Source organism: Bacteroidota bacterium (assembly GCA_039111535.1).
In the GTDB taxonomy this organism is placed as follows: Bacteria; Bacteroidota; Rhodothermia; order Rhodothermales; family JAHQVL01; genus JBCCIM01.
Genome location: JBCCIM010000047.1, coordinates 1 through 25,004, shown reverse-complemented (window position 1 = coordinate 25,004; position 25,004 = coordinate 1). Strand labels below are relative to the sequence as shown.

Sequence of the window (25,004 nt, the reverse complement as noted above, 5' to 3'; positions counted from 1 at the left end):
ATTTGGGTTTTTAAAGTTTGGACGCCTCCCCTGCTTCCCCAAGAACATCACTCAACCACACGCGGGCTGTTTTCCAGTCGCGCTTTACCGTGGGTACCGAGACGTTTAGCGCAGCAGCTATTTCTTCATTATTGAGGCCGCCAAAGAAGCGCATGGTAACAATTTTACTGGCGCGCGCTGCAATCTTTTCGAGCTTCTGGAGCGCATCGTCAAGCGCAATGAGATCTGTCAACCCTGTTTCCCATGCAGCATCCCCATCTACCAGGGTCACTTTTTGAAGCAACCCGCCTCGTTTTTCAGCCTGCCGCCGGCGGGCGTACTTTATGAGAATGCGCCGCATCATCAGGGAAGCTATGCCCAGAAAATGCGATTTATTTTTCCACTTTTTTTTCGTTTGTTCAAGCAGCTTAATATACGCCTCATGCACGAGGGCCGTCGGGTTTAGCGTATGATTGGGACGTTCTCGATTTAGATGCACATCCGCCAGGCTTCGCAGTTCATCATACAGGTTGAGGAAGAGTTGATCAACAATGCTGTCGTCGCCGGCTTCCATGCCGCGAAGCATTTGTGTGATGTCCTGTTGCTCATCCGCCATAACTGTTTTGAACGCGCGCTGATTAGGATACGTATGCATTGGTATGCGCGAACACCGTCGTACTTGCGACAGGCCTCACCTTCTTAAAGGTATATCCATACCAACAAATAGGCACCGATTTATCCTAAACAAAAGATAACAATTACCCCGGAGATTGCCACAAATGCGAATTGCCCGCCCGACTGAGTGCCTGTAACGTTTACTACTCGTTTCGCAAAACATCCGTAGGATTGACCACAGAGACCCGGTAAATCTGCGTCGAAATTGTTAAAGCTGCGGTAGCAAAAATCAATAGGTAAGAGAGCGCAACAGGCCAGAACGACATACTTTGGTGGTAGGCATACACCGAGTCCAACAGCATGTTAACAAAGATCCAGCTAATCGGTGTGGCAACCAAAACGGCAATGCCCAGAAGCAACAGAAAATGCCGATTCACCCGCCGCGTAATTTGCCCAAGTGATGCGCCCAAGACCTTGCGGACACCAATTTCTTTCATCCTACTGCTGATGTTCTGCGCTACCATGCCAAACAAGCCCATACAGGCGATAAGCAATGCCATAGAGGTCGCAAAGAGCAGGATCGTCGTGATGCCACGACCTTCCCTAAATTGATGATCAAATACCGTGTCTTGAAAGAAAAATGGTAGCGTGTTATCTACTGGCAATTCAGCCCAGACAGCCTCAAGCGATTTAACCGTTTGCGCAGCTGCACCAGCTTCCAATTTCATCGTCAAAAACGTATGCTCGGATAATGTACTCTTGGTCAATACTACTGGGGAAATGGTGTTAAAAAAGCCTTCATAATAAAAGTCTGATACGATACCAAGGATCGGATGGTACGTACTATCTAGACGAACTTGATGAACTGATAGGTCATCGATTTGGTGGATATGCGCAAACGTCTCATTTATAACCACGCCATCCTCTTCAGCAAGCAAATCAGGATTAAAGAATTTGCCGGCAACCATGGAGAGTCCCATCGTCTGTGCATACGATGGGCCGACCTCGTATTGTAACACATCAAACTCTTCATCGCCCAGTCTGGCTTTTCGGTAATTATGAGTGCGGCCGATGTGGCTTTTGCTGCCACTGCTACTGAGGACAGCCGGCAATTGCGATGCTGCATTGCTCACCAACTCGTACGCCTGGTTGTCGTCAAATGAAAGGACTAGAATGTTTTCATTATCGTATCCCCAGTCGAGGCTCTCCTGATAGCCATCATTTAACACAAATGCTATACTACTCATCATGGCGATACTGGCAAGCATAAATTGAAACGATAGGAGTGCGTGTGTAAACCGGCGTTTCTTATTGATGTGTCTTTTACCCCTGAAAATATTTACGGGCTGGAACGAGGCAACGTAAAGTGATGGATACACGCCTGAAACAACGGAGATAAAAAGTAACAGGACGCCTAAAAAACCAAACAGGTGGAGACTGTGTCGTCCCCAAATGGACAGTCCAAAATTGGTAATATCATCGAAAGCCGGCAACAGGAAAAGGCCTGCAATGAGTATCCCCACGATGAGTGCAACAAAGCATACCAGGATGTTCTCTGCAAAAAACTGCTCAACCAGCTGACGCCTGGTACTGCCCATCACTTTTCGCACGCCAATTTCTTTAAGCCGGCGGGTAGCGGTCGACAGGGCAATGTTGATGTAGTTGAGACAAGCAAGAGACAGGAGGAATATTGAAATAACTGAGAGTACAATCACCGGCCCCAGCGGTATTCCCCCAACCACCGGGTTACGCACCGTAGAAGCGCTGTATGTGAGGCTTTGCAAGTTTTCCAGTACAAACGCCTCGGTTGTTGTATTGATATTTGCTGCGTTGGCAGGCGCAACAAACGCCCCCATTTGCTGCTCTACAGATTCCTTTTCATTAGGATCTGCAACCTTTACAAAAGTGGTGATATTCCGTATCCAGTTGCTGGCATTGCTTTCTTCAAGCGGGGGTAAATTATCGATATGCAGCAAGAGGGAGAAGTCATACGCCGTGTTCGGCGGGAAATGCTCAGTTACGGCAGCAATGGTAAATGGCTGCACCTGACCGGGTATAACTGCAATATCAAGGACTTGTCCAACCGGGTTTTCCGTACCGTAATACCGTTCTGCACTCCTGGCGCTCAGGATGATGGCATTTCTATTTTTGAGTTCACTGGCATCTCCGTACTTAATGGGAAAGGTGAACATCTCCAGAAAGTTATCATCGACAAAACTCATGTTTTGGCCGAAGCGATTATCGTCATGCGTAACTTCCGCGCGCCACTCTTTGATGCGCACAGCGCTTTCAACTTGCGGGATTTCGTCAACTATTGAGGGCCCCAACGGAAAAGGCGTTTGGCTATACAGGTACGACTCGTCATTTTCAGTCATTACCTGTTCGACTAAAAAGATGTTGTCTGTATGTTCATGGAAGTTATCTCGCACCACCTTGCTGTGTACAAAGAGGTAGGCCACAATGGTACAGGCAATGGCAATAGACAGACCAATAATGTTTATGGAAGCCGCCGCCTTGTTTTTTAGCAAATTTCTGTAGGCGAGCTTGAGGTAGGTTGATATCATAACGGAGGCCCAGTAGGTTTTTTGAAATAGTCTGTCGGGTAGCATGCGCAGAACCTGGCCTCGGTACCACCACCGGGCGCGTGGCGCGCCTAATTCTTCTACTTTCTCGTGGAAGTACTCTTCAAAGTCGCCGAGCGGGGTATACCAGAGGTCGTCGAGGAGCCAACCCAGTATTTTCTCAGCAAAAGGTGGTGGTTTGACCATGGGATCAGGCATCGTTTTATCTCCCCAAAACAAGTCCAGTGACGCCGGCCCACATCGCCTGCTCTACTTCGCGTATGTGGATCAGCGCCTGCCGGCCTTTGGGTGTTAGTTCGTAAACCCGCTTCTTTCTGCCGCCGCGCTCAGCAGTAGCTTTGGTGAGATACGAGGTGAGCAATCCGTTTTTAACAAGCCGCTCCAGGGGCGTATAAATTGCACCTAACGACCACTCATGCTTCGTGATATCGGATAATTGTTTACGAATGGGCAGGCTGTAGGCGCGATCCTGGAGTTTCCAGACAGCAAGGAGGACAAATTCTTCGGAGCGGGTAAGGAGTTTCACTGCGGTCTACATTTGGGATGAATAAACGTAGCATACGTAGCTTTTTCGATATGTTTCGTTTTCAGGAATAAATACTTTTTTCTGGATAGTATTTTCCTACTTACGAACATTTAGGTGAAGATACTATCAGGATATGCGCGCGCCTAGCGGCGTGGAACGGCACTGACGCCAGGGGCAAGCAGGTATGTATCTTTCCAGTTACGGATTGAGCACCGATCCAGACAAGGCCCCTGGTGCGACTGCAATAGGAGTATTCATTAGAAAGGAAAAAGGTCACTTAATCTTTCAGTTAAGCGGCCTTTTCTGTGCATGCCTGGGAAAATTCGAATCTCGCTCTTTCAGGCAATAAAAAAACGATCAATTCCCGATCCTGTTGGCCTCGGCTTCAATCCCTGATTTCCGATTGCGCGCTTTTTTGACCTGATCATTGCCAAAGAAGTAAGAGAAGTTTAGCCGTAACTGCCGGCTCTCCCAGCCTCCCGATGCATCGACAAACAGGCCAGGGAAACGCTGTACACCGCGCCAGGAAGCCGTATTGAACACATCTGTCACTGAAACTTTTAGTGTTGCCTTGCCACCTGCAAATTTCTTGCGTACCCCCGTGTCGATGGAATAATTGGTATCCGTCTCGTAAACAGCGCCCCAGATAGATGGCGAGCTGTACCAACCAGATAGCTCAACAGCCCAATCTTTTGGCAAGGAGAAGGTAGACTGATGATAGAGGGATGCCGTCGTTGTTGCTATATCGACAATGCGCCCCTGTGTTAGTTCAGCCTTGTTTCGCTTATGGAATCCGTTAACACTTGAGTACGTGCTCCACCATTTTGTTGGACTGAATGGATAGCTGATATTTGCACTTAAGACGCGCTGATATTCAAGATTGATCGTTTCGAGAAACGTACGATTCACCTCTGTGGAGTCTGAGATATTGGCAAAAAAGTCATTGGTGTGGCTATACGAAATCGTCGTATTCAGCACGTAGTTATAGGTGTGCGTGAAAGAGACATTGTTCGTGTACTGCGGTTGGAGAAAGGGATTCCCGCGCGAGTAGCTCAGTTCAGAAAGTTTGAATTCAAACGGATTGAGTGCCTGGTAGCTCGGACGGTCAACACGCCGGCTGTAATTAAGTCTAAACTGGTGTTTCTGCGATGCGCTGTATGTTATACCACCGGATGGAAACAGGTCCAAATAACGTCGTTCCACCGTATCGTTATTCGTCTCCTTTAAGGCGGTTAATTCTCCTGACGAAAACGTCCACTCGCCACGAAGCCCGAGATTGGTTGTAAATTTGTCGAACGTCTTGGTAAAGGTGAAATAACCTGCCCCAATTGTCTCGACAAAATCGAACTGATTGCTCCGGTCGATATCCAGCTCTTCTACCCCATTTAGCACCTGAAAATAGTCATAGCTATTTTCCGTCCCGACCTGCGAAATCTTGGCACCCACGCCCAACGTTCCATTCATCACGGGCCGTTCGTGATCGAGCTTTGCCGAATAGATACTGATATCCGTTGGCGCCTGACTGGTGAACAAGAGCTCCTGCAACGTGGCACCGACGCCGGGGGAAAGGTATAAATTAGGCTGCGTGGTAGCCGTGCCATTGTAATAAAAACCAATATCTATATCAGCGTTCGAAGTGATTCCTTTCTTGTTGTCGAATCGATAATTCAGGTTTCCGTTTGCGTTACGACGCACACCGTCGTTGTCGGAAGATGAGACAAGAACAGATTGGATTTCGCTACTGAGCAGGTCGGTAATTGGGGTTTCTGTATTGCTCAGCCAGTTTGAATCGTTAATGTACCCATTAAACATGAAACCGATGATACTTTTGTCGCCGAGAAAAATATCGGTACCCATCCGGAATCGGTTGGAAGGGCCCGAAGAACCTGTTTCAGATTGCTGATCGAACAACACATCGTTCTGAATGCGATACAGGTTAATCCAGTTGTCGTTTTGCCCGCCGCTAAACGCATACGATCCGAACGTGTTAAGCTTTGGTGTTCGGTAATTAAAGGTCGCCGTTGTGCTGTATCTCGAATTATCGCCATAACCGTACGAAAGGTCTACCGTGCTGTTGGCACCCAGGCTTTTATCGCGCCGAAGCCTGATGTTGATAATGCCGGCGTTCCCTTCTGCATCGTACTTAGCGGAGGGGTTGGTAATGATCTCGATCGCGTCGATCTCAGACGCCTGCATGGTTTTTAGCTGCGCAGCCAGATCAGTTGTGCTCAAAGGAGAAGGTTTACCATCGATATAGATCTGGACACCACTTTTTCCGCTTAGGATGACATTGTCGTTGTTGTCGACCACAACCCCGGGAGATTTACGCAGCAGTTCGAATGCCGTATTGCCGGCTGCATTTACCGTACCCTGGATGTTGAGCACCGTCTTGTCTGGCTGCACCTCGATCAGATCCCGCTCCGCCTGTACAGAAACACCCTCAAGGGCTACAGCATCTGTTGTCAGTTCAACGACTGGCATTTGGATTGTGCGGCCATTTTCAACCGCAAAAGGCTCTGATTTGTAGGTTTCAAAGCCGATAAAAGCAACGCTAAGGAAGTATTCGCCGGCGCTTACTCCGCTAAATGTATATGCGCCCTCGTCATTAGTGGTCGTTCCCTCTACAAAGACACCACTTGAAGCTTGATACAGAATCACCGTAGCCGGGTACAGGGGCAGCTGTTGGTCATCTATTACGTTGCCTTTTATCGTTCCCGTAGATTCAGGTGAAGCTGTCACTATCGACACCGAACAGCATAGCAGAAAAATCAAGCTTGATATACGTGAATAAAGTAAAGAAAACTTCATTTCGATGAGGTGGACTGACATTGTCCTGCTTTGTTAGAGAGGTGACCAAACACTATGCTTGGACAGCAATAGTCTTGATTAGGATTACAATAGGACCATTGATTTCACGGAGTATATGAAGGAGGATAAGTGCCCGCAAGCAATTTGCGACAAGCGGGACTGTACGTGCGACAAGCCGCAAGAATTGGGATTAGCTGAGTACTGAGATGCGCGTGGTGAACCTGCTACTGCCACTTAAAAGGAGCCAGGATGCGGGTTTATAGAAATGTCAAACTGCAGTAAAATAAGAAAGGCCCTGCTATGAAGGACGTAAAAACCCTTAGAAAGTCGCAGCCGGGATTAAGAAAGAAGTTGTTGGACTGTCCTGATGGCAAGACTGCTGGTAGGTGACGAAGTTAAAAAGTAACCAGGCTGGCTATACTCTCGTAGAATGCCGTTCTTCATGTCATCAGAAAACACAGAGGCAAGATGTTGCCAGACCTCGCAGTGCTGTTTATAGTAATTCTTGCTCTGCCGTTGATTTTGGTACTCACGTGGTCAATAAGGCAGCATAGAATTCGTGCGTTGATCAGAGAGCGCCGGCGTTCGATGCATAAGGAGATGTACGGTAACAAGGGAGCGTATTCTTTTCGTTCTAACCAGTACTATCGTCCTAATTCTTTGCGTAGTAGAAAGTCGACGATAAGACAGCGTCGCAATGCGATACCCGGCGGCGGTATAGAACCTACAACATCAATTTAGATTTGAGTCTGAATGCTCGCTCCGGGGCAGAATACGAATCTGGTTAATCTCATCGAACTAGCACTGCATTTGAATTGACTCAATAGAGGTATGAGGGTGTTGCTAGCTGTAATCGAATGGTATTTAATTTGATCCAGTTCTTAGCGGGTAGCGGAATCCGAATCTCTAAAAATGTGAGCAGAAAGGTGCTATAAAAAGGTAGTGTTCGATCTAATGATATTATTTCAATTTTACGCGCAGTGGTTTGTTGACGAACGCTCGCAACCGCTTGTGATCAAGGCTCCTCTGAACTGGGCAACTAGCTATATCAAACCCGATGAGTTTGGTGAGTTATTTGGAGGTGGGGTTATCTGGCGTGCACCAAAAGATCCAAGTCCGGAGATGACGGATAGAACAATTGGTGTCTGGGGAAATCGCAATGTTAGTCGTTTCCGTCGAATACTTCGCGAGCGAATCGCTGAATTTAGTGTCAAAGAAATGGAAGGACCGGTACAGGCATTGGAAGCCCAATGGTAGGTTCGTTTTTAATGTACGGCAACAAGGGCTGAAGCAGACAAGAGTCATCAACAATCCCTTTTTGGTGAACACGATTTACCTTTAGCCGTTGACTTCTGTAGTCGAATATCTGTCCGAGTGATTTCAATGAAATATTTGTGTTATGCAATCAAAAGCCAAAAAATCAAACCGTCTCAGAAAGTCAGTGCCAACAAAAATGGCTTCTACGACATCGTAGAAGCCAATTCCGTTTTGCGTGCCCGGGAAGATTCGAAGTCCCGACCTTCTGATCCGTAGCCTATTGGGGCACCAATGAAAACCCTTGGGGCACAACGACTTATGGAACCACCCCGCAAAAGTGGACACCTCGAAAAGCACTATCTTAGCGCAAGCGAGGATATACAATGCGAACGAGACGGGAATACACAAAAGAGTTTAAAGAGGATGCCGTAGGCCTAGCGAAGGAACGTGGCAACATCAGTCAGGCTGCCCGAGATTTGGGAATAAGCCCCAGTGTTCTGGGGCGTTGGAAACGAGAGCATGAAGAAGGGCACGCCTTCCCCGGCAAGGGGAAACCACGAGATGACGAAATGGCAACGCTGAAACGAGAACTCAAGCGGATAAAGGAGGAGAATGAGATCCTAAAAAGGCTATGGGTATCTTCACGAAAGCCCCTCGTTGAGGTATCGATTCATTGAAACGTATAAGAGTCAGTTTTCCATTGCGGCTATGTCGCGTGTGTTTGGGGTGTCCACAAGCGGATATTATGCCTGGGTTAGACGGCCAGAGAGTCAGCGCAGCATGGACGACAATCAGCTTGGCGATGAAATCGAGCGAGTCCATAAGGAAAGCAAACAGACCTACGGCAGTCCGAGGATTCACGCCAAACTGAGATCAAACGGGATTCGCTGTGGTCGCAAACGCGTGGCCCGGCTGATGAAGGACCGAGATCTGGGGCCAAAGCAAGCAAAGAAGTTCAAGGTAACAACGGATTCGGGGCACAAGCTGCCGACAGCTGAGAATTTACTGGATAGGAAGTTTGATCGGCAAGGTTGCAATCAAGCCTGGGCAGCAGATATCACATATATCTGGACCGGGCAGGGGTGGCTTTACCTAGCTGTTGTGCTTGACCTGTTCTCCAGACGCGTTGTTGGCTGGAGCATGCAAAGGATCATGACTCGGGACCTGGTGCTGTCTGCGCTTAAAATGGCGCTGAGCAGCCGTAGACCCGGAAGCAATCTATTGCATCACAGCGACTGAGGTAGCCAGTATGCCAGCGGCGATTATCAGCAGTTACTTGACCGATTCGGCATTACTTGCAGCATGAGCCGCAAGGGCAATTGCTGGGATAACGCACCTGTTGAGAGCTTCTTTGCCACACTGAAACGAGAACTTGTTCACCACAAGTATTATCATACGAGAGATGAAGCCAGAACTGACATCTTTGAATACATTGAAAGCTGGTACAACCGGAAGCGACTACATTCTTCATTGGGGTACATGAGTCCCTGTGACTACGAAGCTACAATGACCCAACAACCATCATTCTGTGCTTAACTAGGTGTCTGTCTAAGCGGGGCAACTCCAGGCTGCCCTGACACCCAGCTACCCAGCACTCCCCTTAGCTGCCGCAGCCTTGGCTTGTCTTCTTGCTAAACTCTTCGCTGCTTTCTTGACATTCTTGGCTGCATCCTGGGCCTTATCACTCTCGGCCACTTCTCTTTTGAGTATCTCTTCAGAGATGATTTGTGCTATCTCCTCTTTGTCTACCTTGAAGTCAGGGAATAGCTTGCGAAACTCTCTTCGAGTTGCGTTGACTACTGGCTCAGTCATCAATACCTGAGCTATAGTGTACATGTTAAGTAGCTGGGAGTGCTTATGATATTCATCCATAGCATTCCCTGAGATGGCTTCCCTACTAAGCAGGAACAGCTTCTTCTGGTCGTCCTCCTTTTTCAGGTCAATCTGTGTGGCGTCGAAGAAGGAAACCTCTTCATGCTCAATTGGCTGGGCAAACTTAAGCCTGTAGAGGTGCCAGGAAATACCATTAGTCAGAACTATCCACTCAATTCCTTCTTTGGCCCCGTAGTTAATGGCCTGCCTGATGTGGCTCTCGTTGAGGTCTGTACCTGCTGACTTTACCTCGATGAGGTACTTGATCTTGCCATCAATCTTTACAGCCAGGTCGCAATAAGTGCCTCGAATCTGCTGCTCACTAGTTAACTCAAGGTATTTGTCAAAGCCAAAGACATCGGCAAGCATGTCCTTGACCACGGTAACAGTATCTGCCTCAGATACATCTCTAGAGCGGATGCTAGCTGTTACCTTGCCATAGCGCTTTAATTCGGTGCGGAATCGATCGAGTACTCGCTTGGGGATCTTAAACATGATAGATATGATGTGCTAGGATTAAGAAATGAATTGTCTATCCTAACAATCCCCCCGCAGGCTGTCAATCACTGAATAGTACTATTTTATTGGAGAGGTCACGCCTTCGCTTAAGCCTGTCTAATTTCTCCTGATCGGCCACAACTCCTAAAGGTCTGTGATACCACACTACACCTCCAGTAGGTGGATGAGGAGAGATAGAAACGAGACTAGATCAGCAAAAACACTCCCGTGACCGCATAGGCAATCACCACGATTAGCTGAATTACCTTACCGATAGACTTGAAGGGTTTGTTTTCCAAATCAAGATGGACTTTTAGGAAGTGTAAACCTGATTGCGTTTTACCTACAAGCTTAACGAGTATAGCGGCCAAAGAATAGACCCAAATCCATATTGAGGTAAAGAATGTCGTGAGGATCGATATGCTAGTTTCATGATATCCTGCTTCGCTGCTGACCTCAAATCCTCTAATCGTCTCGATGAGTTGATCTATCCTCAATTCGTAAAAAACTACCAAGTCGAACAGGAGCCAACTAACAGCGAGTGCTGCAAAAGTCAGAACAAAATCAATGATCAGAAAAAAAGATATCACCAAAAAAGAAGATCGTCCCTTTAGAAAATTAAGAAGGATCCTAGTTTCAAAAAGTGACATGTAATCCGGGAACACATTCAACCACAGGCCTGAAATTATAGCTACCAAAAGACCCGGTATGCCAATACCATTAAGTATCTTTAAGATGGGATAGTCCGATCTGATATAGCGCGCATCAAATACATTATACTCATTTGGAAGAGCGAAAAGTAAGACCCAGGCAACAGCATAAAATGCTACAGTAACTAATGCTGATCTAAAGAAACATTTTAGACTAAGATGCTTTTCGCCAAACCACTTGTCAAAGATGGCGACGAAGCCATCCCGCCAGTCCGAAGAAGGCTCTTTGACCTTCACATTCCTCAGCCAATTCCCCAGGCGCTTCTTGCTCTTCTCTTTAATCACGTCATCCTGATCAAAGACCCAATCAATGATCTTCAGGAGCCCGTATAGGGACCCGAGATATATTCCGATAGTGATTGCGCCTTCTGCAGTAGCTTCCATATTTAGATACAGTCTAGTACTGCTAATATAAGCGCATCGTAAGCATATTCTAAAGCCAACTGTTAGGCGGCACAGGCGAAGATGGGCATGCATGGTCAAATAGCGAAGATCAACACGTGCGGCAACTAAAATTGTTTTAGCTGAAACTTATCCACTCAGAAGTCTTACAAATGTAAAACAAGTCATAAAATTGTAAGACTAATAAACTATGGGACTGATCTCACCACTTACCAATAAAGAAGCCTTCATCCTAGGCTTTCTGATTGCGAACCAGAAAGGCTATGGCCTGCAGCTGGTCAAGGCATCAGAAGGCAGCCTGAAGCGAGGCACTGTGTACGTGACGCTGCTTCGGATGGAGGAGAAGGGGTACATCAAGTCTGAAGAAGAAGAGCTTCCCGAAGGCGACACGAGGCCACCGCTGAGAATCTACAAGATCACAGGCAAGGGATCTGCTGCATATGATCAGTGGACTATCTTTGTCTCTACTGTCCAGGGCAATCTTAAACTGGGGAGGGTGTGATGCATAAAGGTGACAGATCTTTAAAGAAACTGGCAATTGCGGCGTATTGGACAATACCTATCATTGGCACGCTGTTATCTGCTTGGTTTTTTCAACGCGGCGAGATTGATTATGCCCTTCTGTTCCTAACAGTTTTTATCTCAGTATTAGCGCCGAAAGCTATTGAAGTTCTTTCTAGCCCAACAGAGGATAGTGAGGGAAAGAAAGTATCTAGGAATCAAGTGAAGCAACTCACTAGGCCTAAATGCGACTCTCTAGCCAAATGGATCTATGGCAAACTGGGCAAGCTCCATATCTATGACCAATCAGTTCGGGACTACTATGACGAGTTCGCAGAAGCCCACAGCACTGGCGATCCTAAAGCAGTCAGAAAGGTTGTCAAAGAGTACCGCTGGGTCCACCTGAAGACAGCTATTGCCTACAACTGGCGCCGGGCGCTCAAGGCTACGCTTAAGGGTCTAGGGCTGAAAGTCCTATACGATCTCTTGAAAAAATTCGTTGGCTTCTGAGACTAGAGGTTATGCCTACACCATGGTGTGCGTCTATTCCAGAAACAGCCATGCGCCCTGGACACTGGTACCCGCAATTACTTACGCTCTTTCGTGACTTGCTGCTTGCTGCTGCCCAGTGGTGCTTTGAGAGGGCGGAGAGGTGGTATTATTGATGCCTTGGTATGGTGGTGGCTTTTGTTATATCCAGGGGAGTGTTATAATTAGAGCTTAGTTATTACAAGCATACCCTGTTTTATGAGCGTGGACAAACTCGTACCAAAGGAGCCTACCAAGTTTGAGAGTATCGAGAGGTGGGTGGGCTTGATTAAAAATCTTGGATTGATAATAGGAATCCGCACTTTTTATCGTGGCAACGAAGCTCAATGATGCGCGTATTGATGCATTGGAGGCTCAGATACAGCTTCTGAAGGAAAAGAGTGCTGTTGAGGCTGTAAATGAGGCGAGGGCGTACCGCGACTTAATGGTCCTGCAAAGTGAAAGGCTTGAAAGTTATATAGATAGTTTAGAGAGGAGAGGAGAAAGTGCAGACTCAATAATAACTTCATTGCGAAATGATATTGCACGGGATACAGCTTCGATTATATTCAGTTACGATCGTCCCGTCCTTTTTTGATGAGGCTTTCCCCTAATGTTCTCCAGATAATCCAATTGATGATCGAGTAAGCTGGTATTATTTAAATTTGAAACAGCTCATCACAGCCTTAACTTAGCTAACCGGACCCAAGCACATCAAAACTCCGGTTAATGACCAAAGCCCAAACCACCAAGATTCTCAGGCTGTGCTAGCAGTAAGAGCTAGCCAAGCCGCAAATCCGCAATCATTACTCTGAGTATGCCCTGAAGTGGTCTATCAAGGGTGACATCTCTATCAAGCTGCGTGACTACTAGGCAGCATATCACTTTTGCATGGTGCTTTATTTGGAGCAGGAGGGGGGGTGTTTTAAGAGGAGGCGTGACCAGACCAAGCAAGCAATTCCGCCTTCTATTTGCCTTCTTTACATACCTATACATATATAAATATTTCAGATTTTCGCACATAGTGCAGGTATGGTGCAAACAGAAAAACCTGCTTAAATCAGCCAAAAAGGGCTATTCAAGCAGGTTTTAGTCATGCGTGCCCGGGAAGATTCGAACTCCCGACCTTCTGATCCGTAGTCAGACGCTCTATCCAGCTGAGCTACGGGCACATCGCTGCTGGGCAAATACCCATTTTTGGAGCGAGGGGAGCATAAACGCAGGCTTGGTTTAAATCGTTCCCACGGCAATAAGTTAATTCCGCTCTTTTTGCCGGCCCTTGTTTATACGAAATGCAACACAGCTTGCGTGCAGGTCGTGCATGGAAGAAAAGCCATGTCACAGTTCGCCCCTTTTGAACCCGACGCCTGTTATCACCTCTACAATCATGCTGTTGGCGATGAAGACCTGTTTCGCACGGCAGAGAACTACAGGTACTTCATGGATCGCTGCGTCTGGTATACCCAGGGCATGATGGACATCCATGCGTACTGCATGATGCCCAATCATTTTCATTTCCTGATCAAGATCAAGCCCTATGAGGTGTTGAAAGGTTTCTTTGAAGGTAAGTCGGACTTCACAGCGTGTATTGACAGCAAGGCTATCAGCAATCAGATCGGACAGCAATTGGGCAACTGGTTTAATGCGTACGCAAGGGCCTACAACAAACGGTTTAACCGGAGGGGCCGGCTGTTCATCGAACGCGTACGGCGGAAAAAGGTCGTGGATGATGCGTACATGCGCCAGCTTGTGGCTTACATCCACTGGAATCCGGTGCACCACGGGTTTGTAGCGTGGCCGGAGGATTGGATGTACAGTTCCTATCGTTTGGGAGACCAGGGATTGTTTGGCGATGAGCAGGCTTTTGCGCGACTGCATCGCGAGGTGGAAGCGGACAGCTTTTTCGACGATATGGAACCCTTTTAAAAATATCCGTTGGGTTTCTAAAACCCGACGGATATTTGAGGGGAAACATACCTTCAATCGGAAAAAAAATAAAAATGGTGCGTCGGCCCATGCCCCTTGCCAATCGCCAACCCATGCCGAATCGCCTCCGTCACGTACCCCTTGGCCGACTCAATCGCCGGCTTCAACCCCATCCCCTTCGCCAGATTTGCTGCAATAGCAGACGCGTACGTACACCCCGTCCCGTGCGTATGCGGAGTATCGATAAACGCTGATCGGAAATACGTAAAGCCCTCCCCATCATAAAGTACATCAACCGCCTCTTCTTCCTGCTCAAGATGCCCCCCCTTCACCAATACAGCCTCAGGTCCCATTGCATAGATCGCTTTCGCAGCCGCTTCTGCTTCTGCTACAGATGCAATCGATAGCCCCGTCAGATGCGTCGCCTCATGGGTGTTCGGCGTAACAAGCGTGGCTTTCGGGATCAGCAGTGTTTTCATGTTTTCCACCGCATCCTCTTGCAACAAAGCAAACCCACTCGTTGAAATCATAACGGGGTCAACAACCATCGGCGACATCTGCCATTGCGCGACCTTCTCCGCCACCAGTTGAATAATTGCTGCAGAGGATAACATGCCCGTTTTTACCGCTGCTACTTCAAAATCATCAAACACCGCGTCGATCTGCGCGGCGATAATATCCAGCGGCAAGTCATACGCGGCAGTAACCGCCTGCGTATTCTGCGCAGTGACAGCAGTAATCACCGAGGTAGCAAATACGCCGTTTGCCTGCATCGACTTGATATCCGCCTGGATGCCGGCCCCTCCGCCCGAGTCACTACCTGCAATGGTCAACGCTACCTTCATGTTACTGCCTCTGTGTTTATGGCTTTAAGATAAGCGTGTACCGACGCTTCGATATCATCAGCCTGCAAAATCCCTGAAATAACGGCCACGCCGTAAGCGCCGGCTCCCAAACAGGCCGCGCAATGCTGAGGCTTGATCCCACCCAATGCATAGACGAGCTGCATTGCCTGCTCGGTCACCTCTGCCAGTTCAACCACGCCAACACCTGGATGCCCCGGCTTGCTACCCGTTGGAAAAATGGGACTATAAAACAGGTAGTCCATCCCCGCGTGATCTTTGACCTCAGCCATCGTATGCGCGGAATATCCCTGTATACCATCGCCCCTGTCCAACAATACGGGTTTACCCTTGCCCCTGTGATAATGCACCCCCAAATCCCGTGCAACCTGTGGCCGGCTATTCACCGAAATCATTACCTCCCCCGATATGCCACGCAAACGATCAACCAATGTTGTTGCTGCGTCCCCAAAACCTGCTTCACTGGCCTCATGATCGCGCAACTGCACCCACATCACACCCGCGTCAACAGCAGCACACACGCGTTCAGCGACATCCGCGCGGGTAAACTGATTGGCAATCAAGATTAAGCGTGGAAGCTCCAATGTCCCTTTATTGCTCAACGGAGATACGTCCCTCTACGGGTGATGAGGCTTTTGCGTAATACCGGCGCGGGATACGGCCGGCCTGGTATGCCGCGCGACCGGCATCCACCGCAAACCGCATCGCTTCAGCCATTTTAACCGGATGCTTGGCATTGCTGATGGCCGTATTCAGCAGGATCCCGTCATACCCCAACTCCATCGCCTTGGCCGCGTCGCTTGCAGTACCGATGCCTGCATCGACAATAAGCGGTACCTCTGTAAGGTATTCTCTGATGATTTGCAGGTTGTACGGATTAATAAGCCCCATCCCACTGCCAATCGGCGAAGCCAGCGGCATCACAGCCGCGCACCCAAGATCAGCCAGCTTGCGGCATGTAATCAGGTCATCGTTGCAATACGCCATCACCGTAAACCCATCGTCTACCAGCGATTTTGCAGCCTTGAGCAATTGCTCTACATCCGGCATCAGCGTTTCTTCGTCGCCAATCACCTCAAGCTTAATGAGATCCGTCTCAATGGCTTCTCTCGCCAGTTGAGCAACCAGCACGGCTTCTTTTGCCGTGTAGCACCCGGCCGTATTTGGAAGTAACTGATAACCTCCACGGATCAGCAGATCGAGCAAACTCTCTTCTGCCACATCCTGCAAATTCAGCCGGCGGATAGCGATTGTCACCAGGTCTGTTTTTGAAGCCTCCAAAGCGTCCAGCAACACCTGCATATTCGGGTAGCCGCTGGTGCCCACCAGCAACCGTGATGACAACGTGTACGCACCAACTTTCAATACATCTTCAGTCACACCATTTGCAGGTGTTGTGTCCCGGGTTTGCGCCATCTTAGCCCCCTTGCCTTGCAGTGACAACTTCGACGCGATCATCTGGACTCAGGACATGCGATGCCCAGTCTTTCTTGCGTACAATCTCGTCATTTACAGCTACGGCTACACCGCGCGCAGCTGCTACATCTACACCAAATTGCGCCAGCACACTTGCAAGTGAAGCGTCAAAAGCGCGCACGTCTCCATTGACAGAAAGGGTCTGTTGCACGGTGGTATCCATGGTGTCTATCAGGTGGTGGTACGGGGATCAAATCGTAAAGGAGAAAACGGCACCAGCCATTCGGAAGTTTCTCCGGTGTGTACCAGCCGGCAAATCTCTTCGGCTGTTACAGGGACAAGCAGAATGCCATGGCGATAGTGCCCGGTTGCAAAAACAATCCGCGGATCGTGGGTTGCACCCAGCAACGGTTCGTTGTCACGACTCGCCGGCCGCAAGCCAGCCCACGTCTCGGTAACTTCCAGGTCGTAAATACCGGGGACCATTTTCCACGCAGCATCAAGCAAATCATACAACGCGCCGGCTGTCACGCTGGTATCAAACCCCCGCTCTTCCATCGTTGCGCCGAGTAACAATCGCCCGTTACTCTTTGGTACCAGGTACGCATCCGGGCCGCGTACCACGTGCTGCAAATCAAAAGGCAATGCCATCTGCATTTGTAGCATCTGCCCTTTAACTGGGCGCACCGGAGGTTTTGCCTCGGGCACCAGTCCTTCTATTCGGCGCGACCATGCACCCGCAGCCAAAACCACACAAGATGCTTCGATGCGGGTCCCATCTGCCGTCACAACGACAGGCGCATCCTTCTCCGACAAAATCGACTGCACTGGCGCGTTGGTATGCAAAACCCCGCCAGCCTTTTGAAAAGCAACCTGCAATGCTGTTGCCATCAGCCGGTTATCAACCTGATGATCAGCCCTTGAAAATACCGCTGCCGGCAATCTCGGGGCTAAAAAGGGCTCTATCTCCCGGGCTTCTGCACCGGTAAGCCACTCGACAGCCAGTCCTTGTGCGTGCTGGAAATCATAGTAGCGTCGCAAGGCTTCAGCGGCATCTCGATCATCAGCCACACGCAGAATGCCTTCCGTTCGATAATCAACATCGCTCCCACTATCCGCTTCGAGTTGCTGGACAAAGTCTGGCCATCGCCGCATACTTTCCCGGCTTAACTGGTAGATGGCTTCATCCTCAAAACCCATCTCGCTCTCCGGCGCAAGCATCCCGGCTGCTGCCCACGAGGCGCCGCGACCGGCTTCGCCGCGCTCAAACACCTGCGTTGGCACGCCGGCACGGCACAATTGCCAGCCAATAGCAAGCCCGATCCCCCCTCCTCCTACAATAACAACTGGCTTTTGCATCTACTTATAAAAATGATTTCCGATTTACCGTAAATTAGCCCCTGCTCCAAAAAAATAAAAACACAGCATCACCCGGACATTTCGTGAGAGACCTTACAGCTACAGGCATTAGATAACGTGAAGTACGATACCATCATTGTGGGTGCCGGCATGGCAGGCGCTTGTGCAGCTTTACATCTCAGCAAACACCAGGAGGTGCTGCTCATTGAGGCTTCACACCCTGGCGCTGGGGCTTCCGGGGTGGCGGGTGGATTGTTTAATCCGTTTATCGCGTATCGTGGTCGACCGGTCTGGCGGTTCGAAGAGGCAATAGCCTCCTTTCATGCGCAGCTTGAATTAGGAAACGCAACACATCTTTTTGACAACCGCGGCCTTTTACGGCCAGCGCGCGATGAACAACAGGCCACCTATTACCAGCAGTCCATCAAAATGCACCCCAATTGTGCTGCATGGTGGAGCCCTGAAGAAAGCAAAGCACGGCATCCGAAAATACACGCGCCGTTCGGTACGATGTTCGTCAGCGCCGGCGGCGCCCTGAGTACAGCAGCTTTTTCTCAGCATATGGTTGATGCCGCCATCGCAAACGGTGTTACTTACCTCAACAACACCCCGGTAAACAAATGGGGCATTACTGATGGTGAAACCTGGGTATCGTTAGCCACTACGCAAGAACAAATTAAAACGGACCGGCTCGTGCTCGCCCTCGGGTATGGGTATGTTGACACGCCGCTGGACTTGCTGGATCTGCACCCTGTCAAAGGGCAAACCATGCGCATCAATTGGCCGGCGTGGATCAGCCGGGATGAACTCCTGCCTACATCCGGGCACGCCTATATCATTCCAGAGGAAGAAACGCTAGCCATTGGCAGTTCGTTCGAACATGACTTTAAACATGAAGACATTTCGAGCGAAGTCACCCAAGACTTGCTACAGAAGGCCGACGCTGTCCTCCCCGGGCTGCTCGATGCAGATATTGTAGAAGAGCAGGTCGGCTTTCGGGTAACGGTACCCCACATCCGACTCCCAATGGTCGGGCCTATTGACTATGGCAAGCGTATTTGGGTCTTTACCGCTTTTGGCTCCAAAGGCTTGTTGCTGGCCCCTTTACTGGCATCCGAGTTGCATGGCTACTTCAAGCAGCCCGACTTAATTCCCGAAGAAATACAGATTCGGGTTAAGACTTGATGATAAAAGCGCTACCAAGGCGCCCAATGAATCATTAGACATTTAAAAAGCGTTGAGTGTTTGCTACTTTGTAAGGCTACCCAACGGGTTATCCACTTTTTATCATATTCCCAATCTTAACAATCATGGTAGAAGTTACCACATCACGCGTTGCCGATATACTCGGCGAAGAAGCAGGTTACCTGCTTGATCACCGTAGCTCCACGGTTTCAAAGGACCAGCTCCACCTTCCAGGTCCTGATTTTGTAGACCGTGTCTGGATGGACTCCGACCGTTCACCGCAGGTGCTCCGTTCACTGCAAACCCTCTTCAACCATGGTCGCCTTGGTGGCACCGGTTATACCTCAATTCTTCCTGTTGACCAGGGCATTGAGCACTCCGCCGGCGCTTCTTTTGCAAAAAACCCGTTGTACTTCGACCCGGAAAACATCGTTAAACTCGCTATCGAAGGCGGATGTAACGCTGTTGCTTCTACCTATGGGGCCCTTGGATCAGTTGCACGCAAGTACGCGCACAAAATTCCCTTTATCCTCAAGCTCAACCACAACGAGCTGCTGACGCACCCCAACACCTTCGACCAGATCATGTTTTCTCGCGTTGAAGAAGCATGGAACATGGGCTGTGTTGCAGTAGGCGCTACCGTTTATTTTGGTTCAGCAGACTCCAACCGCCAGATCATCGAAGTATCTGAAGCTTTCGCAGCTGCCCACGAACTGGGTATGTCTACCATCCTGTGGTGCTACATGCGTAACTCAGGGTTCAATGTGGATGGTGTAAACCACGAAGCTAGCGCTGACCTGACAAGCCAGGCCAACCACCTTGGCGTAACAATCCAGGCAGACATCATCAAGCAGAAACAGCCAACGCAGAATGGTGGCTACAAAGCCCTCAACTCTGGCAACTCAAGCTATGGTAAACTGGATGAGCGGATTTACTCTGAGCTCTCAAGCGACCACCCGATTGACCTGACGCGTTACCAGGTTGTGAACTGCTTCATGGGACGCGCCGGCCTGATCAACTCAGGTGGCGGTTCTGGCAAAAACGACATGCAGCAGGCCGTACGTACAGCCGTTATCAACAAACGCGCCGGTGGCATGGGCCTGATTTCTGGTCGTAAAGCCTTCCAGAAGCCAATGAATGAAGGTGTTGATATCCTCAACGCCATCCAGGACGTTTACCTGAATGATGAGGTAACCATCGCCTAAATCGGATCTCATACGTGATTCTACCCCAAAGGCTCTTTGTCAACTGCGACAAAGGGCCTTTTTTATCGGATTAGAATGACCTTCGTGTGGAGACTGAAGAACTCTGATGAGATCTTTAGAAAATAAATCCCACTGGCTAAATCCCGGTCTGCATTGTCCTTCCCATTCCAGATTGCCGTATAGTTACCCGCTTGCTTGATTTCGTTCCCAGTAAGCGTTGCAACCCTATGACCCAGGATCGAATACACACTTAGATTCACGTTGCTTTCCTGGGCCAAACTGTAAGAAACGGTAGTTACATTATGAAACGGATTTGGAAAGCTAGGTGATATTGAATTCTCTCTTGGCAGCAGTTCCTCCGATTTGAACTCATCCATTGAATGTTTACTAGCCACAATTCTCACGGTTCTCGGTTTACCCGAAGACGGTATAGACAATGTATAGCTATTATTCTCCCTCAAGTTTTGACGATGATCAATAGCGTCATCGATTACAAAAACGTCATACTGCAAAGGAACAGATTCAATATAATCAAACACCAAGTCGGCCTTCCTACCTGAATTACTAACAAGGTTTAACTCCCAAATTTCCTCTTCAGAATCTTGAGACCTGGCATCTAAATGGAGTTTCTCAAGAGGTTTATCTGTTTGATTAACTTTAAAAAACGCTTGGAGATAATCTCCCATAGGAGTTGGAGCAGCTGGTATGTCGAAAGAATCCCATTTAGAATGTGCTGATTCTCTTACTAGTGCTACTACACTTTGTCTATCCATCCCATCCGAACTCACATGTACATTTATAGACCAATCTCCAGTTCCATCTTTTAAAGTTGTCGAATTCCCCTCATTATGAAAAGCGTTAATGACCAAACTATCGACCTCAGTGCTATTGTTGGCAACTATGTACCCTTTAAAAGGCTCGATCATCGGGGCATCATTCCAAGAAGTACCAGAATATGATTTTAATACGAGACTAGCTCCACTGAGTAACTTTAGGTTTTCTCGAGGAATTGAAAAAGTAAAAGGGCTCCCAAAGTAGTTCCAACCTGGCTGCAAAGGGACTATAAACGGAGTTATTGTCGAATTAGTACGGCCTGATCCAGTTGATATGAATTGGTTGGGGCCTTCGGAGATAAGCCAGTATGCTTTACCAGGAGAAATAGGAGAGGTATTAGGAAACTCAGAAAATTCCGATGGATTTTGGTTTGGTGTGGGTTCAAAGAATCTCCAGATAGTAGGATCATAGATGCCTAAATCATCTTCGAGTACTATTCCCGGCATTTTTTCATCCAACTCTAGTGGGATAGAAAATAGCTGATACTCATCGTTCAATAGGGGATTAGTCGATTGCTTATTATCGACAGATACAATGACCTCAAAAAATCCTACTTCGGGTTGCCTGGATAGTAGTCCTAAAGAATCTTCAGCGGTAATAAAAAATTCAATACCCCTATCTGTAACCAAACTCGCCGGAATAACGCCTTCAAATTGCCCACCCACCCGTTCCATCGAATTAGACAAGAAGCTTCTAACAGAATCGCCGCCTCTTCGAAAAGAAATAGTTGCTTGTTTGACACCCTCTATATCAGTAATAGTACTTTTAATTACAACTTCTGTGTTTTCAAAGACTGTCTCTTCTTGAAAATATGGACTTATATCCGGTATGGTCCTGTTGTTCAAATTCAATGTTAAATCCCAAAGAGCTCCACTTTGTATCCCTCCATCTCCATCATTAGGAGCACCTATTAACATTCGAGTTTCTTCTTGAATCTGAAACCCTGAAAGAGAACTGCCAAATCGATTGTTTTCTTTCAATGCACCCGAGAACCCGCCTTCTGAAAGGCTAATTTTTTGGTAAAATGCAACTTCGCCATTTTCTCTCAATGTCAACAGCCACACGGAACCACTATCGATCTTACCGTCATCATCACCAGGAGAGCCTACAGCAAGAATTCTTCGATCATCTAGAGAAGATGTATTGTATGAAAACAATGAGCTACCAAAGAGATCACCAGGAGCCAAATCACGATCAAGATTACCTGATTCAGCACCTATTTTTTCGAAAGATTTTATCTGGAGATTTTCAGTTAGAGAGACTATCCAAGCAGCCCCACTATTTTCGCCATCATCGTCGTCGAATGGTGCGCCAACCACTAACTCTCTTCTACCGTCTCCATCAAGATCAACTATGCTAGACAGAGATCCGCCAAAAGCATCCATTGGGTCTAATTCTGATATCAAGTCTCTTTCAACACCGATTTGCTGTTGATTTTTAACTTTTCCATCCGAGTCCAGTGCTAAGAGCCAAACGCTTCCGCTCAAATCAGCTACTAAGCCCGGCCCTGGTGCCCCAACTGCAATTTCTTGAATTCCATCCCCATCATAATCATCAAGCAATGCCAGTGAAGACCCAAAATTATCTCCTGCTACAAGCTCCCCCATAAAACCACCTTCCGCCTGACCAATTTTTTGGGTTTTCCTTACCGTTCCATCATTCGCCAAAAAAAATACCCATAATTCTCCAAGCTTTTCTGCTTGTTCTTCACCAGATTGCGCTCCTACTGCTAATTCAGGTAAACCATCGCCATCCAAATCACCTATATTAAGGATAGATACCCCTATATTCTCGCTAGTATTCAGGTCTTGAGTTTCACCTCCAGATGATCTACTAAGTTTTTGCCTGGATTTGATCTTTTTATCTTCTCCAAGAAACAGTACCCAAACTGCGCCATAGAGATCTTCTGGTGCACCTACAGCTAAATCTGTAAACCCATCGCCGTTTAAATCACCCATCGAAGTGATTGACGACCCAAATAGATCAAATTCATCTAATAAAGTAGTTAATGAGCCAGCATTTTCACTAATCTTCTGACTCTTTTCAAGATCTGCGGATTCATTTACGAAGAGCTCCCATACTGCCCCACCGGTATCCTTATGCTGCGGTGTACCAACTATTAACTTAGACAGCCTGTTATCTGCAAAATCTGGTATAGACGTTACCGCCCGACCAAATTCCTCATCACCAACTAGTCCAAATTCTTCACTGTCAAATATCTTCTTAAAATCTAAGATTTTCCCGTTCTCTTCTAAATACAGAACCCAAACTGCACCAATATCCTCCAGATTTGCACCGTCAGTACGGGAAGCACCTACCACTATATCTTCGAAGCCATTTCCGTCCCAATCCCCCAAAACGTCGATTGAATGCCCCAAAAAGTCACCATCCTGAATATTTTGATAAAATGCATCGGAGCTATCACCACCAATCCGAATTTGAGACTTGACGGTTCCGTCGGTATTCATATATAGAATCCAAACGACGCCGGTATTCTCCCCCATAAAATCAGTACCTGGTGCCCCAACCAATAGCTCATCCACACCATCGGCATCTAAATCAGAAATAAAATCAACAGACGACCCAAATCGATCTCCATTACCAATTGACGCAGTAAATCCACCTTGGATATCATTTATTTTCTGAGATGACTTTACACTACCATCAGAATTCAAGAATAAAATCCAAAGCGCACCGCTTTGCCCTCCACTTTCTCCGTCTCTATCCACCCCTACACCAAGATCGAAGATACCATCTTTATCCAAATCTCCTATACCTGAAACAGAGCTGCCAAAATTACCACGATCATTAATTATCCCTTCAAAATTTCCTGAAAGGCTGCTAATTTTTGCATGGGATTTGACAGTACCATTTTTTCTCATGAATAATATCCAAACAGCCCCCGTATCTGGTCCTCCGTCATCATCTTCACATGCGCCAACTGCTATATCCGAAATATCATCACCATTTAAGTCTCCTAGACTTGTTACAGAACACCCAAACATCCCCGATGCCGTTAATTGACCTGTGAAGCCGCCAGTATTCTGACCGATCTCTTGCCGGTTTTTCACATTGCTGTTATTGTCGAGAAATAGCACCCAAACTGCTCCATTCCCTCGTTCACTTCCAGGAGCTCCTACAACTAAATCGTCAAAACCGTCCTCGTCTAAGTCCCCAATAACAGCTACTGCTGTCCCAAATGCATCGCCATCTTCTAGTAAATCTGAAAAAGCGCCTTCTATTTGGTTGATTTTTTGATCGGAGGAAACTATCTGAGCGTATGAGTTGACGCTAACGTGAAAACAAATTAGAACCAGCAAAAAACAAAACTTCATAAATCAGCAGGCTTATCAGTTTCAATGAGAGGGAGAGACCAATACTTACCCTCAAATTACTAAAAAATATATACTCACTCCTCAATAAATAGGATGATATTTTATGTCAATGCTGTAACAAAATCATTCTAACCTGTCAACCAAGTCTATTTGCTGCAACAAATAAAAAGTCTTCAGACCAAGAATTCCAGCAGCCTGATCAAGCATGATATGCTATCTTTTGCGAAGAATATCGAACTATTTGAACAACTCCCGACATCGCTAACAACTGGAGTCATATTTTTTGCTTAGAATTTTTATTCCTACCTTCATCATAGTCTAACTCCGAATATAGATCTAGACTATAAGCCACACTTGAGCCCAGCAAGCAAGATGTGTAAAAAGACCTTGTTTAAAAGCAATAAAGACCATACTGTGAACTATTGATTATTGACAAATGGCTCCTTAACTATATTACCTCTAGCTAACAATATCTCCCTTAGTAATTTCAGTTATTAACAACGTTAAAATGTATTTTTGCTCTTTTAAAAAGTGTTTCGCCTGGCTCCTCCTCAGTATTATACCCCTTCAAATTCACACATATGCTCAAGTAGTAGAATCTTT

The 25,004-nt window shown here is 47.6% G+C and carries 18 protein-coding genes, 1 tRNA gene and 1 pseudogene; 7 read left to right on the top strand and 13 right to left on the bottom strand.

The window, feature by feature from the left end; translation table 11 throughout:
* Positions 1-10: 10 nt before the first annotated feature.
* From AAF564_09675 to AAF564_09660, 4 genes are all read right to left on the bottom strand, one after another.
* Complete coding sequence (locus AAF564_09675) at positions 11-634, bottom strand: sigma-70 family RNA polymerase sigma factor (GenBank protein ID MEM8485805.1); 624 nt, start codon at positions 632-634, stop codon at positions 11-13.
* Positions 635-797: 163 nt separating this feature from the next.
* Positions 798-3,362, bottom strand: a complete 2,565-nt coding sequence (locus tag AAF564_09670; protein MEM8485804.1) for an ABC transporter permease — start codon at positions 3,360-3,362, stop codon at positions 798-800.
* A gap of 16 nt (positions 3,363-3,378) precedes the next feature.
* Positions 3,379-3,702 (bottom strand): helix-turn-helix transcriptional regulator, encoded by a 324-nt coding sequence (locus AAF564_09665; protein MEM8485803.1) that lies wholly within the window; start codon positions 3,700-3,702, stop codon positions 3,379-3,381.
* Positions 3,703-4,059: 357 nt separating this feature from the next.
* The gene (locus tag AAF564_09660) at positions 4,060-6,531 is read right to left on the bottom strand and encodes a TonB-dependent receptor (protein ID MEM8485802.1); all 2,472 of its coding nucleotides are present in this window, start codon (positions 6,529-6,531) and stop codon (positions 4,060-4,062) included.
* A gap of 933 nt (positions 6,532-7,464) precedes the next feature.
* On the opposite strand from AAF564_09660, the gene AAF564_09655 reads away from it, so the two are divergent.
* Together AAF564_09655 and AAF564_09650 are read left to right on the top strand one after the other, a co-directional pair.
* A complete protein-coding gene (locus AAF564_09655) occupies positions 7,465-7,767 on the top strand; it encodes a hypothetical protein (protein ID MEM8485801.1) in 303 nt (100 codons plus the stop codon).
* A gap of 383 nt (positions 7,768-8,150) precedes the next feature.
* A pseudogene (locus AAF564_09650) lies at positions 8,151-9,303 on the top strand (IS3 family transposase).
* A gap of 48 nt (positions 9,304-9,351) precedes the next feature.
* Here the strand turns inward: AAF564_09650 and AAF564_09645 are convergent.
* Together AAF564_09645 and AAF564_09640 are read right to left on the bottom strand one after the other, a co-directional pair.
* Positions 9,352-10,134 carry a restriction endonuclease subunit R gene (locus AAF564_09645; GenBank protein ID MEM8485800.1) on the bottom strand — a complete coding sequence of 261 codons (783 nt, stop codon included), beginning with the start codon at positions 10,132-10,134 and terminating at the stop codon, positions 9,352-9,354.
* 209 nt (positions 10,135-10,343) lie between these two features.
* Positions 10,344-11,231 (bottom strand): hypothetical protein, encoded by an 888-nt coding sequence (locus tag AAF564_09640; protein ID MEM8485799.1) that lies wholly within the window; start codon positions 11,229-11,231, stop codon positions 10,344-10,346.
* 208 nt (positions 11,232-11,439) lie between these two features.
* On the opposite strand from AAF564_09640, the gene AAF564_09635 reads away from it, so the two are divergent.
* Positions 11,440-11,751: a PadR family transcriptional regulator gene (locus AAF564_09635; GenBank protein MEM8485798.1), complete on the top strand. Its 312-nt coding sequence runs from the start codon at positions 11,440-11,442 to the stop codon at positions 11,749-11,751.
* On the top strand, positions 11,751-12,260 hold the full coding sequence (locus AAF564_09630; GenBank protein ID MEM8485797.1) for a hypothetical protein: 510 nt from the start codon (positions 11,751-11,753) through the stop codon (positions 12,258-12,260). Before AAF564_09635 ends, AAF564_09630 begins: the two co-directional genes overlap by 1 nt.
* A 1,116-nt stretch (positions 12,261-13,376) precedes the next feature.
* Here the strand turns inward: AAF564_09630 and AAF564_09625 are convergent.
* Positions 13,377-13,450, bottom strand: a tRNA-Arg gene (locus AAF564_09625).
* Positions 13,451-13,613: 163 nt separating this feature from the next.
* On the opposite strand from AAF564_09625, the gene AAF564_09620 reads away from it, so the two are divergent.
* Positions 13,614-14,204: a hypothetical protein gene (locus AAF564_09620; protein MEM8485796.1), complete on the top strand. Its 591-nt coding sequence runs from the start codon at positions 13,614-13,616 to the stop codon at positions 14,202-14,204.
* A 53-nt stretch (positions 14,205-14,257) separates the two neighbouring features.
* Here the strand turns inward: AAF564_09620 and thiD are convergent, their stop codons facing one another.
* Genes thiD through thiO form a run of 5 tightly spaced genes read right to left on the bottom strand, consistent with a single transcriptional unit; the run spans position 14,258 to position 17,842 of the window.
* Positions 14,258-15,049, bottom strand: a complete 792-nt coding sequence (gene thiD / locus AAF564_09615; protein ID MEM8485795.1) for a bifunctional hydroxymethylpyrimidine kinase/phosphomethylpyrimidine kinase — start codon at positions 15,047-15,049, stop codon at positions 14,258-14,260.
* Positions 15,046-15,630 carry a thiamine phosphate synthase gene (locus tag AAF564_09610; GenBank protein ID MEM8485794.1) on the bottom strand — a complete coding sequence of 195 codons (585 nt, stop codon included), beginning with the start codon at positions 15,628-15,630 and terminating at the stop codon, positions 15,046-15,048. The genes thiD and AAF564_09610 overlap by 4 nt, the downstream gene beginning before the upstream one ends.
* Positions 15,631-15,658: 28 nt before the next feature.
* Positions 15,659-16,483 (bottom strand): thiazole synthase, encoded by an 825-nt coding sequence (locus AAF564_09605; GenBank protein ID MEM8485793.1) that lies wholly within the window; start codon positions 16,481-16,483, stop codon positions 15,659-15,661.
* Position 16,484: 1 nt separating this feature from the next.
* Positions 16,485-16,706 (bottom strand): sulfur carrier protein ThiS, encoded by a 222-nt coding sequence (gene thiS / locus AAF564_09600; protein MEM8485792.1) that lies wholly within the window; start codon positions 16,704-16,706, stop codon positions 16,485-16,487.
* Between the two features lie 8 nt (positions 16,707-16,714).
* Positions 16,715-17,842, bottom strand: a complete 1,128-nt coding sequence (thiO, locus tag AAF564_09595) for a glycine oxidase ThiO (protein ID MEM8485791.1) — start codon at positions 17,840-17,842, stop codon at positions 16,715-16,717.
* A gap of 117 nt (positions 17,843-17,959) precedes the next feature.
* On the opposite strand from thiO, the gene AAF564_09590 reads away from it, so the two are divergent.
* Both AAF564_09590 and AAF564_09585 read left to right on the top strand, forming a co-directional pair.
* The gene (locus tag AAF564_09590) at positions 17,960-19,027 is read left to right on the top strand and encodes an FAD-binding oxidoreductase (protein MEM8485790.1); all 1,068 of its coding nucleotides are present in this window, start codon (positions 17,960-17,962) and stop codon (positions 19,025-19,027) included.
* Positions 19,028-19,152: 125 nt separating this feature from the next.
* The gene (locus AAF564_09585) at positions 19,153-20,232 is read left to right on the top strand and encodes a class I fructose-bisphosphate aldolase (protein ID MEM8485789.1); all 1,080 of its coding nucleotides are present in this window, start codon (positions 19,153-19,155) and stop codon (positions 20,230-20,232) included.
* A 62-nt stretch (positions 20,233-20,294) separates the two neighbouring features.
* On the opposite strand, the gene AAF564_09580 is transcribed toward AAF564_09585, so the two are convergent.
* Complete coding sequence (locus tag AAF564_09580) at positions 20,295-24,401, bottom strand: T9SS type A sorting domain-containing protein (protein MEM8485788.1); 4,107 nt, start codon at positions 24,399-24,401, stop codon at positions 20,295-20,297.
* Positions 24,402-25,004 lie beyond the last annotated feature (603 nt).